This window comes from Burkholderia ubonensis subsp. mesacidophila, from assembly GCF_002097715.1.
GTDB lineage: Bacteria > Pseudomonadota > Gammaproteobacteria > Burkholderiales > Burkholderiaceae > Burkholderia > Burkholderia mesacidophila.
In genome coordinates, this window is the sequence record NZ_CP020737.1 from 1,950,616 (window position 1) to 1,963,178 (window position 12,563).

A 12,563-nucleotide genomic window follows, 5' to 3' on the forward strand; every position below is an offset into this window, starting at 1 on the left:
GAATCACGCTCGCAATCACTCGCGCGGCCTTGCGAACTGTGCTCGTTGCCCCCTTCGCGAGGTGTACATGTAAAAGATGATTGCCCCGCATCGCGCCCGCCATCTGTACTGCTTTTTCGGTCGCCGGGCTGTGCACGCGCGTGGCTGCCGAACGCCCGTAAGCTTGCAGCGGATTCGGGTTCCCGGCGCTCGGCGCATTGGCGCGACGGCCGTCGCGGGCCCCGACATCCGTCGGCGCGCCGCTCGTTCGGCCGCCTGTCGAAATTCGCCGGCTTCAAGCGCGTCGCGATGTTGCGATCGACGCCGCCGGCGCCGCCGAGAGGATTTTTCATGCAGCCATGCGCCCTTCCAGTCGAGCCGGTCGGCAGCGTCGCGTGTGACGTTACACGTCATCGTCACGGCGACCATGCGCGGGTCGTCGACCGCGTCGTCGAGGAGTGCCCGGTCGCCCTCGTATTCAACGATATTTCGCATGCCGTGATGATGGCGACGCCGATCGATCTCGACGAGTTCGGCCTCGGCTTCGCGCTCAGCGAAGGCATCGTCGAGCGCGCGTCGGACGTCTTCGACATCGAGAGCGAGTGCACAGCGAGCGGCGCCGTGGTGCGCCTCACCGTGTCCCAGCAGGCGTTCATGGCGCTGAAGGCCCGGCGGCGCGCGCTGGCCGGCCGCACCGGCTGCGGCGTGTGCGGCATCGAGAGCATCGAGCAGCTGGACCTGCATCCGCCACGGATCCGTCACGCGGGCGCGGCGGCCGGGATCGGCGCCGACGCCGTCGAACGCGCGTCGCGCGCGCTACCTGCGCACCAGGTGCTGATGCGCGACACCGGCGGGATTCACGCGGCCGCGTGGTGCAGCCGCGACGGCGCGGTCGTCGAGGTCTTCGAGGACGTCGGCCGGCACAACGCGCTCGACAAGCTGATCGGCCATCTCGCGCGGCGCCGCACGGACACGCGCGACGGCTTCGTGTTCCTGTCGAGCCGCGCGAGCTACGAGCTCGTGCGCAAGGCCGCGCGGCTCGACATCCCGATGGTCGCGACGATCTCCGCGCCGACCTCGCTGGCGATCGACGTCGCGCGCGAAGCCGGCATCCGCCTGCTCGGCTTCTGCCGCGGCGACGGTTTCGTCGAATACACCGCTCCGATCGCCCTTGAACAGTAACGCCGCAATGACCCGACCCATCGACTTCGATACCGCCCAGCAGCAATTCGCGCACGCGTTCGCACGGCCGCTCGCCGCGACGTCCGTCCCGACCTTCGACGCGGCGGGCCGCGTGCTGGCCGCGCCGCTCGTCGCCGTGCTCGACCAGCCGAGCGCCGACCAGAGCGCGATGGACGGCTACGCGGTGCGTTACGCCGACCTCGCGGCCGGCATGCCGCTGCCGGTTGCACAACGCTGCTACGCGGGCGATGCGCCGTTGCCGCTCGCGCCGCGCACCGCGGCGCGCATCTTCACCGGCAGCCTGATCCCGCCCGGCGCGGATACGGTCGTCATGCAGGAAAGCGCGCAGGAACGGGACGGACACGTGACGTTCGAGGCTGACGTGCGCTCCGGCACGCACATCCGCCGCCGCGGCGAGGAACTGCAGGCGGGCCGCGTGCTGATTCCCGCCGGCGTCCGGCTGCAGCCCGCGCATGTCGGGATGATCGCCGCGCAGGGCATCGGCTGCGTCGACGTCCACCCGGCGCTGCGCGTCGGCATCCTGACGACGGGCGACGAGCTCGTCGCGTGCGGCCAGCCCCGGCTACCGCAGCAGATCTACAACAGCAACGCGCCGATGCTCGCGGCGCTGGTCGCGGGCGCCGGCGCGATCGTCGCGGCGAGCGCGCATGCGCGCGATACCGCGGACGCGATCGATCGTGCGCTGCGCGACCTGCAGGCGCGCTGCGACCTGATCGTGTGCGTCGGCGGCGCATCCGTCGGCGACCGGGACCTCGTGCGCCCCGCGCTGACCGCGCTCGGCGCGTCGTTCGTGCTGTCCGGCGTGCGCATGAAGCCCGGCAAGCCGGTCGCGCTCGCGCGGCTCGACGGCAAGCCGGTGGTGCTGCTGCCCGGCAACCCGGGCGCCGCGCTGACGACGTTCGCGCTGTTCGTCACGCCGCTGATCCGCTGCCTGCAGGGGCGCGACGAGCGCCTGCCGCTCGCGCCAGCGCTGCCGATCGACGCCGACATCGAAGCGGACGCCGCGCGCGAGCGCTTCATCCGCGTGCGATGCGGCGTTGCATCGAACGGACAGCCGGTGCTCGATACGCTGCGGCAGCAAGGCGCCGGCACGCTGTGCTCGCTCGCGGACGCGGGCGGCGTCGCCCGGCTGCCGGCCGGCCGCGCGATCGCGCGCGGCGACGCGGTGCCGTACTACGATTTCGCGCAATGGCTCGCATGACGGCCGCGGCACGCGTCTTCATGCTGCGGCGCGGCGGCGAACTGTATTCCTGCGAATCGGCCGGGATTGTGTCTCTGCGCGGCCGTTGCGGCGGACTATCCTCCGGCTTGGCGCCTGTCACGGCCGCCGCGCCGTCGTCCCGACGCGGCGCGCGAGCCGCCGACGGCCCGATTCCTCTCATCCTGCGCAGGCCAACGGACAGATCGTGAACGTCATCGACTCCGTCACGCCGACCCTCACCGCGCCGAGCCGCGGCGCGGCGGCGGCGAGCGAACCACCCGGCACCGTCGACACGCTCGCCCGCCCGCTGCGCGACTTGCGCCTGTCGGTCATCGATCAGTGCAATTTCCGCTGCACCTACTGCATGCCACGCGAAAGCTTCGGTGCCGACTACGCGTTCATGCCGTCGTCGGAGCGCCTGTCGTTCGCGCAGCTGACCCGCATCGCGCGCGCGTTCGTCGCGCTCGGCGTCGAGAAAATCCGCCTGACCGGCGGCGAGCCGCTGCTGCGGCGCGGGATCGAAACGCTGATCGAGTCGCTCGCGGCGCTGACGACCGTCGACGGCAAGCCGGTCGAGATCGCGTTGACGACGAACGGCTCGCTGCTCGCCGCGAAGGCGCGCGCGCTGCGCGACGCGGGCCTCGGGCGCGTGACCGTGAGCCTCGATGCGATCGACGACGCGGTGTTCCGCAAGATGAGCGACGTCGACCTGCCGGTGTCGCGCATCCTGGCCGGCATCGAGGCCGCGCAGGCGGCCGGGCTCGCGCCCGTCAAGGTCAATTCGGTGATCGAGCGCGGCGTCAACGACGACCAGCTGCTGCCGCTGGTGCGCGCGTTCCGGCACACCGGCGTCGCCGTGCGCTTCATCGAATACATGGACGTCGGCGGCGCGCAATTCTGGGCGACCGACAAGGTCGTCACCACCGCGCAGATGCGCGGGATCATCGAATCGGCGTATCCGCTGCTCGCGGACGCCGCCGACGACGACGCGCACGTCGGCACCGCGCTGCGCTATCGGCATGCCGACGGCGCGGGCGAAGTCGGTTTCATCGCAAGCGTTTCGCATCCGTTCTGCGGCACGTGCTCGCGCGCACGCGTGTCGGCCGACGGCCAGCTGTACACCTGCCTGTTCGCGACGCACGGCACCGACCTGCGGCCGTGGCTCGACGACGCGGCGCCGCACGAGCCGCTTGATCCGCTCGTCGCCGCGATCCGCGGCCGCTGGCTGCGCCGCGACGACCGCTACTCGGAGCTGCGCGCGGCGCACCGCGCGCGGCGCACCGGCAAGACCTACCCGACGGTACGCATGTCGCTCGTCGGCGGTTGACGGACAGCTGACAGCTGCCGCGCGATGCGAGACGAACCGCCCCCTGGAGAACAGTCATGACGTCACTCATCGATCCGCAAGCCGAGCCGGACGACCCGGCACGTTCCGACCGCCATCCCGGCGACGCGCCCGCCGGGCCGCCCCCGCATTCGCCGCCCGCGATCTCCGGCGGCATCGAGGTCCGGGTCCAGTACGAACCGATCGACGTCGACGCGGAAATCACGCCGATCGTGCGCAACCCGCGGGTCGGCGCGGTCGTGAATTTCCTCGGCGTCGTGCGCCAGTGCGGCGACGTCGACGACATCGTCGCGCTCGACATCGAGCACTACCCGGGCATGACCGAACGGTCGCTGTGGAGCATCGTCGAGGAAGCGTCCGCGCGCTGGCCGCTCGAGGCGGTGAGGATCGTCCACCGGATCGGCCGGATCGCGCTCGGCCATCCGGTCGTGCTGGTGGTCGTCGCTGCGCCGCACCGGGCGGCGGCCTTCGACGCGTGCGAATTCATGATGGATTTCCTGAAGACACATGCGCCGTTCTGGAAGAAGGAAATCCGCCACGACGGCGCGGCCGAATGGGTCGAGGCCAAGACGCACGACGATCACGCCATGAAGCGCTGGGGCTGACCCGCCCGCCGCACCTTCCCTTCCCGCCCACGACCCATCATGAGACTGACGATCAAATATTTCGCGAGCATTCGCGAACAACTCCGCATCGACGAGGAAACCCTGGAGATCGACGCGCCCGAGCTCACCGTGGACGCATTGCGCGGCACGCTCGCCGCGCGCGACGAACGCAGCGCGCAGGCGCTGCGTGACGAGCGGCCGGTGCGCACCGCCGTCAACCACGAGATGGTGGCCGGCTCGTTCGTGTTGCGCGAGGACTGTGAAATCGCGTTCTTTCCGCCCGTCACCGGAGGCTGACCGCCGGCGCGGCGAACCCGCCGCGCCGTGCGCTCATCTCAGCGCGCGCAGATCACCGCCAGCTTGCCGACCGTGATGACCGCCTGCTCGATCTGGCTCGACCACGGGCTGCTGTAGTTCAGCCGGATGAAGTTCTTGTAGTTGTCGGAGATCGAGAACATGTAGCCGGGGCCGATGGTGATCCCCTGCTCCAGCGCGAGCTGGTACAGCCGCATCGCGTCCACCTTCGCGGGCAGCTCGACCCACAGCACGTAGCCGCCCGCCGGGCTCGAGATGCGCGTGCCCTCGGGGAAGAACCGCGATACGATCGCGCGCATCAGGTTCGCCTGCTGCGCATACGCCTTGCGGATCCGCCGCAGGTGATGCTCGTAGCCGTCGCGTTCGAGGAATTCCGCGATCGCGAGCTGCGGCAGCAGCGGCGTCGTCAGCGTGTTCAGGAATTTCAGCTTCTCGACCTGGTCGCGGTAGCGGCCCGGCAACGCCCAGCCGATCCGGTACGCGGCCGTCAGGCTCTTCGAGAACGACGAGCAGTGCAGCACAAGCCCCTTCTTGTCGAACGATTTCAGCGTGCTCGGATGCGTGTCGCCGAAGTACAGCTCGTTATACACGCCGTTCTCGATGATCGGCAGGTCCGCCTTCGCCGCGAATTCGACCAGCTCGCGCTTGCGCTCGTCCGGCATCTGGAAGCCGAGCGGATTCTGGAAGTTGGGCATCACCATGCACGCGGCGATCGGCTGCGACTTCATGATCGCCGCGAGCGCGCCGATGTCGATGCCGTATTCCGGATGCGTCGACACCTCGATCGCCTGCATCCCCATCCGCTCGATCGCGTGCAGCATCGCATAGAAGGTCGGCGATTCGACCGCGATCACGTCGCCGGGCTTCGCGACCGCCTGCAGGCACAGGTTGATCGCTTCCGTCGCGCCGACCGTGACGATGATCTCGTTCGGGTCGACCGACATGCCGTTCTCCAGGTAGCGCCGCGCGATCTGCCGCACGAGGCGCGGGCTGCCGGGCGGCAGCCCGTCCGTCACGCCCCACAGCGACTTGTCGCGGCCGGCCGCGTAGGCGTAGCGGTTCAGCTTCTCGAACGGAAACAGGCCGGGGTCGGGATACGGCGAGCCGAGCGGCACCGCGTCGTCGGCGTCGATCGAGCGCAGCGTCGACAGCACGAGCCGGCTGACGTCGACCGACGACGAGATCGCGATCGGTTTCGACGGGCGCAGCTCATGCACCTGCCCGTTGCCGTCGTCGCGCCGCAGGTTCACGAAATAGCCGGACTGCGGACGGCTTTCCAGCATGCCGCGGCTTTCGAGCAGCAGGTACGCGTGCAGGACCGTCGTGATGCTGAGCCGGTGCTGCTGGCTCGCCTGCCGCACCGACGGGATCCGGTCGCCGTGCCGGTACACGCCCTGGCGGATCAGGCGCTCGATGTCGTCCGCGAGCTTCTCGTACAGTTTCATCGTGCGCCTCCCGCCGGTGCGCCGCCCGGATCGTGATGCGTCGTGCGCTTTCCGTTCGATCTTGCCTTTTCCATCGCTTGACTCTCTGGTGGGTGCATCCGCAACGCCCCGAAACGTCGGGAGCCGCGGCGCTGTGCTTTTGATGATGGAAGAGTAAAAGGAGAACAGTCGCTCGCGAGCACACACATTCATCGTGCACACAAGAGTACAGTTTGAGCAATCAGGGTTTCTGTGCGCGAACTGTATGTCTTACGAATTCGCGACGGGGGCCGGCGGGCGGCGCTGTGATCCTTGTTTCGCCGGCGGCGCGCGCGATCGTCACCTGTCGGGATGCATGATCGAGATGCGGAAGGAAAAAGCCAGGAAGAGGAGTCCGAATCGAGGAAAGGCGGGAAGCGCGAACGGTTCCCGGCCGGCGGCGCAGGGGCTCAGGGGCGCAGCCGGTCCGGCACGCGATTCACGCGCGCGCACCCACCCGCCAGGCACGCGGCCTGAATCGACGCGTCGTGTCGCGCCCGCCGTCGGCCGCCGTTCCGGCCGACGACGATCGCCCGCGCCGGCTGCCGCTCAAGACGCCATGCCCTGCATCTTGTGCGAGAAATGCGCGCGCTCGGCGGTTTCCATCAGCTGCAGGAACTCGTCCTGCGTCATGTGGATCAGCGCTTCGTGGTCGCCGGCCTCGAAATAGACTTCCGGCTGCATCGCCAGGTTTTCCTCGAGGAACGTCTGCATGCCGTAGGCCATGCAGACCGGCGGCAGCGCGCCCGCATCGCAGTCCTTGAACAGCTCGCGCAACTCGAGTTCCTTCGCGAGCACGAGATGCCGGCCGGTCTTCGCCCAAAGATCGGACAGGCGCACCGCGTGCGTCGTCGGCAGCACGGCCGCGACGTAGCCGTCGTCGTCTTCGAGCAGCACGGTTTTCGCGAGGCGGTCGCCGGGGATATGCGCGGCCGCGGCGGTCTCCATGCTCGTATGGCTATAGGGGTGGTACACGACTTCGTACCGCGAGGACTTCTGGCGCAGGCAGTCCTGCAGGGTCGCAGACATGGACATGGCACACCTCGTCTGAACGAATCGGGCGAACGGCGTTCGCACCGGATTCGTTCAGCATAGGTCGCAATCGCGCGAATGGAAAATCCCGTTGCACCCCGTCGTCACGCCGGCTCCAGACCCTTCTCGCGCAGCCATGCGGGGTTGAACAGCCGTGCGCGATAGATGTCGCCGCGATCGCACAGCAGCGTCACGATCGTGTGTCCCGGCCCCATCCGGCGCGCAAGCCAGACCGCCGCAGCGACGTTGATGCCGCTCGATCCGCCGACGTACAGCCCCTCCTCGCGCAGCAGCCGGTAGACCATCGTCACGCACTGCACGTCGTCGATGCGCACCGCGTCGTCGATCGGCGCGCCGGCGAGATTCGCGGTGATCCGCGTCGAGCCGATGCCTTCGGTGATCGAGCTGCCTTCCGCCTTGATCTCGCCGGTTTTCACGTGGCTGTAGAGGCCGCTGCCGTGCGGGTCGGCAAGCACGATCCGGATCTCCGGGTCCTGCTCCTTCAGGTAGCGGCTCACGCCGGCCAGCGTGCCGCCCGTGCCGGTCGCGCACACGAACGCATCGACCGTGCCCGCCGTGTCGCGCCAGATTTCCGGCCCGGTCGTCTCGTAGTGCGCCTGCCGGTTGACGACGTTGTCGAACTGGTTGGCCCACACCGCGTTGTCGAGCTCGTCCGCGAGCCGTCCGGCAATCTTCTGATAATTGTTCGGGTCGCGGTACGGCACCGCCGGCACCGGCCGCACCTCCGCACCGAGCGTGCGCAGGATTTCCATCTTCTCCGGCGATTGCGTTTCCGGTATCACGATCACGCAGCGATAGCCGCGCGCCGCGCAGATGTGCGCGAGACCGATGCCGGTGTTGCCCGCCGTCCCTTCGACGACGGTGCCGCCCGGCTTCAGCACGCCGCGCCGCTCCGCGTCGCGGATGATGTAGAGCGCCGCGCGGTCCTTCACGGAACCGCCCGGGTTCATGAATTCCGCCTTGCCCAGGATCTCGCAGCCGGTCTCCGCGCTGAGCTTCGCCAGCCGGATCAGCGGCGTTTGCCCCACGCAGTCGACGAAACCGTGTCGCACGTCCATGCCAGCCTCCGTCGCGCGCCCAGCGCACACAACGAAGGATAGGACGCCGCGCCGCGGCCCGCTTTCGCCGCCTGCGATCGCGTACTAAGCTTGGAGAGCCCATTCGCGACGCCCGCGCCGCATCGCCCCAGACGAGGTCCGCCATGCTGCAACTGCACACCGTGACCGTTCACAAGCCCGAGACGATGAACTTCATTCTCGGCCAGACGCACTTCATCAAGTCCGTCGAGGACATCCACGAGGCGCTCGTCGGCACCGTGCCCGGCATCCGCTTCGGGCTCGCGTTCTGCGAGGCGTCGGGCAAGCGGCTCGTGCGGCGCTCCGGCACCGATCCGGACCTGGTCGAGCTCGCGACCCGCAACGCCAGCGCGATCGGCGCCGGTCACGCGTTCATCGTGCTGCTCGGCGACGGCTTCTACCCGGTCAACGTGCTGAACGCGATCAAGGCCGTGCCGGAGGTCTGCCGGATCTACTGCGCGACCGCGAACCCGACCGAAGTGATCGTCGCCGAGACCGGACAGGGCCGCGGGATCGTCGGCGTCGTCGACGGCTTTGCGCCGCTCGGCGTCGAAAACGACGACGACGTGCGCTGGCGCAAGGAGCTGCTGCGCACCATCGGATACAAGGCTTAGTGCCCGTTGCGCCGCGCGCGGGTCCGGATGCCGCTGGCCCGCACCGGGCGGTTCATGCAGGAGAGGCGGCAGCCTGACCGCGATTCGCGGCCGGGCGTGCGGCGCCCGCAGCGGGCGTCGCCGGAGTCGGCCGTGGCGCGGGATGTCCCGCTGCCGGGCTGCCGCCGACGCCGGCCGCCGCACCTGCACCTGCACCTGCCGTTGCACCTGCACCTGCACCGCTCGTGCCTGCCGCCCCCGCCCCGCCCGGCGTCCCGGTTCCAGCGCCCGCCCCGGCATGCGCGGCCGGCGCGGGCGTGCTCGAAGCCGCCGGCGCGGCCCCCGCGTCGGCGGGCGGCGCCAGGTCCTTGTCCAGCGCGGCGAGCCTCGACGCCTGCGCCTTTTCCGCATCCGCCTCGCGCTGGCCGCGCGCCGCGATTGCGGCCTTCTCCTCCGCGTCGGGATTCAGCGTGTTGGCCTTGATGCGGTCGACCTGCCCCTTGCCGGCGAAGCGATCGAGCGGCAGGTAGTCGGTCTTGAAATACAGCTCGACGCCCGAGTTCAGATCGAGGTCGGTGTTCATTTCCTCGGTGGTCTGGGTCTTCTGCGTCGACACGTACGCGATCGTGTTGCTCATCTTCGCTTCCGCTCCCCAGAAGCCGACGTTGAAGCTGCCTTTCGCATCGATCTTGTTCTGGAAATCGAAGCGGCTGCCCTCGTCCGCGGCCGCGGCGCTGCGCGTGTCGATGTGAAAGCGCATCGACGCGTTCAGCCGGCCGCTCTCGATCACGATCCGCTGCATGCCGAGCATCACCATCGTGCCCAGCAGTTGCTGGCGCTGCTGCGCGAGCGCCCTGCGCGCGAACGGCAGCAGCACCGCCTCCGGGTCGCCGCTCGGCACCGATTCGTTCGGGCCGAGCCCGAGCACCGCGCGCAGCGCGCCGTCGGGCGGCATCGCCGCGCCGTCCTTCAATCGCACCGTGCGCGACGCGTCCGCATCACCCGGCATGCGGTCGCCGCTGTCGTCGCCGGACGTGTCGTCGCCGGCCAGCTCGAACGAGCCCGGGAAGCTGTCGACGAGCCATTGCCGTGCGCGGTCCGGGCCGAGATTCGCGTCGGCGAAATCGTCGGTGGTCGACGCGACGTTGCGCAGCAGGTCGAGAAACGACTGCATCTGCTGCTGGTTCGAATCGGTGATTGCCTTGAACACGCCGTTGATCAGGTCCGACACGAAGCGCGGAAACGACACCGCGTTCAGGATCCGCTGCGTCGTGCTCGCGAGCTTGTCGGTCGCGACGCCGCTGAACGCCTGTCCGGCGTTGGCGAGCGCGGCCGCCGCCGGCGCGCGCGGCGCACGGCCGGGCGCCGCGCTGCGCTGCAGCTGGCGCGCGTCGGCGTCGCTGCGCGCCTCCTCGAGCAGCAGGTTCATCGCGGCCGCGCACACGCGCACCAGTGCCTGCGACAGCGTCTTGCGGTCGTCCGGCGCGAGCGCGCGAAACTCCGGCGCCCGGGACAGCAGCTCCCGCACCGCAAGGCGCACCGCGGGCAGCGGCTGAGGATCGCGGGCATCGGCTCGCATGTCAGCTCCCGGCCGCGCTGCCCAGCTTTTCGCTCAGGTCGAGACTCGACTGCAGCCAGGTCGCCGCGTTCACGCGCACCGGGTCGCCGGTCGCAACGGCGGGCGCCGAGCCGTCCGCGACATGCGGGCCGACTGACGCGAGCCACGTCAGCACCGCGAAGCCGGCCTTCGCGCGCTCGACCCGCGGCTCAATCACCGGCTGCGTGCGCAGGTAGCGCTGCGCGAGCGTGCGCACCACGTCCCACAGCGCGCGCGCGCCGAACGCGCGCTGCACGGACGCGTGCTGCAGCAGTCGGATCGCGGCCTGCACCGTCGACAGGATGTCGCCCGCCATGAACGCGCTGATGCCCGCGCCCCGCTCGATCAGGATGTCGAGCACCTGCCGCGCGGCGAGCGCGACCTGGGCGACCTGCGCGGGGTCGAACGCCCCGCCGGGCAGCTGCGCCGCATCGAGCCGGTAGAGCGCCTCGCACAGGTCGATGAACGCCATCTCGAAGCGTTCGCCGGCGCTTGCCGACACGGCGGCGCCGCGGCCGGCCTGCGCGTCGTCGCCGAACAGGTGCACGTAGAACGCGTGCCGCTCGGCGGCGCTCGCGCGCTGGTTGCGCCCGTGCCAGAAGGCCGCGACATCGTTCGCGGCGTCGCCCAGATCGGCGGCGAGGCCGCCCGCCATCGCGACGCCGCACAGCGCCTCCGCCGCGTTCACGAGGTCCGTGTTCTCGAGTTCCGACGCGAGATACAGCGCGGCGATCGCGTTCAGGTGCGCAGCGTTCGCCGTATCGGCGGCGACGGGCGGCAACGCGATGTCGCCGAGCACGTCGAACGCGAGCGCGACGCCCGCGGTTTCCGCGAGCCGCGCGAGATCGAGCGCCTGCGCCACCGCCAGCTCGACCGGCTGGCCGCGCACGTCGATGCAGCACGAAGAGGGAGCGATGTCGAACGGGGCCATGGCGGTCTACGGCTTGGCCGCGGCGGCCGCCTTCGGCTGCGGCTGCGGCACGGAGTTGCCCTGGATCGCGGCGATCATGTCCGGGCTCGCCAGCTTCTCCATCGGGAAATAGTCGCTCTTGAAGTTCACGCGGACCTCGCCGCTCAGTTGCGCCTTCACCTGGGCCTTCGATTCGGACGTGTCGTCGACGGCCGACGACACCGTGGTCATGTGATCGCTGGTCTGCGTCGAGCTGATGCCGGCCTGGATCGGATTGAACCAGCCGCCGGTGCTCGCGCTCTCGGTCGTCGTCGACGAATCGTGCTGCGCGTCGTACAGCGACGCCTTCGCGACGCGTCCCGCGGTGTCGGACGCGCGCATGTCGAACACGACCTTCGCGTTGATGTGGCCGTCGGTGATCACGATGCGGTTGATGCCGAGCATCACCATCGACGCGAGCAACTGCTGGCGCGAGCGCGCCATCTGCTGCCGCGCGGCCAGCACGAGCCGGGTTTCGTCCTCGGGACTCGAGATGTCGGTGACGGGCTTGTCGAGCCCGAGCTCGCCCGAGATGCGCTGCAGGCCCGCGGCCGGATCGTCGCCCTTCGCGACCAGTACCGGCTGCGGCGCCGGGGCCGCGGCGCCGTCGGCCTGGGCCATGTCCTGGCTGGTCGTATCGATGTCCAGCACGTCCGGGTACTTGCCCGACAGCCAGTCGCGCGCGTTGTTCTCGCTGATGTTGTCCTGCGCGAATTCGTCGACGGTCTTCGCGACGTTCGCGAGCAGCTCGCCGTACGCGCGCATCTGCTGGATCGACGAATCGACGATCGCCTGGAACACGTTCTGGATCAGCCCGCCGACGAACTTCGGGAAGTCGACCTTCTGCACCAGCTCGCCGAACTGCTGGACGCCCTGCCGGACCGCCGCCGCGTCGAACTGCTTGCTCGCGAAGCCGCGATTCTCGGTCGCGCGGCGGCCCGCCTCGGCCACGTTGTCGGCCTGCGCGGCCGCGACCGGCGGCGCGCCCGCCAATGCGCCGTCCGGATTGGCCATGTATGCGGCCACCTTGACCATCTGCGACGCGATCGCCTGCTGTTCGGCCGGCTTCAGATGCGAGAACGCCGGTACCGCCAGCAACATGTCCCTGACCTTCGGGCGCACCACCCCGAGGGTTGCATCGTCCGCCCACGCATGGGGCGCTGAGCGCGTGGTCATGGCGAATC

12 protein-coding genes are annotated in these 12,563 nt (G+C 69.8%); 6 read left to right on the forward strand and 6 right to left on the reverse strand.

Annotation, left to right across the window (positions count from 1 at the left end):
* Positions 1–330: 330 nt before the first annotated feature.
* The 5 genes from fdhD (at position 331) to moaD (ending at position 4,630) form a co-directional block, all read left to right on the forward strand.
* Entirely contained in the window at positions 331–1,161 is an 831-nt protein-coding gene (gene fdhD, locus B7P44_RS09180) for a formate dehydrogenase accessory sulfurtransferase FdhD (protein ID WP_084903107.1), read from the forward strand.
* 7 nt (positions 1,162–1,168) lie between these two features.
* Positions 1,169–2,383, forward strand: coding sequence for a molybdopterin molybdotransferase MoeA (locus B7P44_RS09185; protein ID WP_084903109.1), 1,215 nt, complete (start codon positions 1,169–1,171; stop codon positions 2,381–2,383).
* Between the two features lie 205 nt (positions 2,384–2,588).
* A complete protein-coding gene (gene moaA / locus B7P44_RS09190; RefSeq protein WP_084903112.1) occupies positions 2,589–3,710 on the forward strand; it encodes a GTP 3',8-cyclase MoaA in 1,122 nt (373 codons plus the stop codon).
* A 56-nt stretch (positions 3,711–3,766) separates the two neighbouring features.
* Positions 3,767–4,333: a molybdenum cofactor biosynthesis protein MoaE gene (locus B7P44_RS09195; protein ID WP_084903115.1), complete on the forward strand. Its 567-nt coding sequence runs from the start codon at positions 3,767–3,769 to the stop codon at positions 4,331–4,333.
* A gap of 39 nt (positions 4,334–4,372) precedes the next feature.
* On the forward strand, positions 4,373–4,630 hold the full coding sequence (moaD, locus tag B7P44_RS09200) for a molybdopterin converting factor subunit 1 (protein WP_076480929.1): 258 nt from the start codon (positions 4,373–4,375) through the stop codon (positions 4,628–4,630).
* A gap of 38 nt (positions 4,631–4,668) precedes the next feature.
* On the opposite strand, the gene B7P44_RS09205 is transcribed toward moaD, so the two are convergent.
* From B7P44_RS09205 to B7P44_RS09215, 3 genes are all read right to left on the reverse strand, one after another.
* Positions 4,669–6,093 (reverse strand): aminotransferase-like domain-containing protein, encoded by a 1,425-nt coding sequence (locus tag B7P44_RS09205; protein ID WP_084903118.1) that lies wholly within the window; start codon positions 6,091–6,093, stop codon positions 4,669–4,671.
* Between the two features lie 567 nt (positions 6,094–6,660).
* Positions 6,661–7,146 (reverse strand): aminoacyl-tRNA deacylase, encoded by a 486-nt coding sequence (locus B7P44_RS09210; protein WP_084903121.1) that lies wholly within the window; start codon positions 7,144–7,146, stop codon positions 6,661–6,663.
* 101 nt (positions 7,147–7,247) lie between these two features.
* On the reverse strand, positions 7,248–8,222 hold the full coding sequence (locus tag B7P44_RS09215) for a cysteine synthase A (RefSeq protein WP_084903123.1): 975 nt from the start codon (positions 8,220–8,222) through the stop codon (positions 7,248–7,250).
* A 143-nt stretch (positions 8,223–8,365) separates the two neighbouring features.
* On the opposite strand from B7P44_RS09215, the gene B7P44_RS09220 reads away from it, so the two are divergent.
* Positions 8,366–8,854, forward strand: a complete 489-nt coding sequence (locus B7P44_RS09220; RefSeq protein ID WP_088511430.1) for an adenosine-specific kinase — start codon at positions 8,366–8,368, stop codon at positions 8,852–8,854.
* A 52-nt stretch (positions 8,855–8,906) separates the two neighbouring features.
* Here the strand turns inward: B7P44_RS09220 and B7P44_RS09225 are convergent, their stop codons facing one another.
* From B7P44_RS09225 to B7P44_RS09235, 3 genes are read right to left on the reverse strand one after another with little or no spacing between them, the layout of a single operon-like run.
* Positions 8,907–10,412, reverse strand: coding sequence for a hypothetical protein (locus tag B7P44_RS09225; RefSeq protein WP_084903126.1), 1,506 nt, complete (start codon positions 10,410–10,412; stop codon positions 8,907–8,909).
* Between the two features lies 1 nt (position 10,413).
* Positions 10,414–11,361: a hypothetical protein gene (locus tag B7P44_RS09230; RefSeq protein ID WP_133118121.1), complete on the reverse strand. Its 948-nt coding sequence runs from the start codon at positions 11,359–11,361 to the stop codon at positions 10,414–10,416.
* Positions 11,362–11,367: 6 nt separating this feature from the next.
* A complete protein-coding gene (locus tag B7P44_RS09235; RefSeq protein WP_084903132.1) occupies positions 11,368–12,555 on the reverse strand; it encodes a hypothetical protein in 1,188 nt (395 codons plus the stop codon).
* Positions 12,556–12,563: the final 8 nt, after the last annotated feature.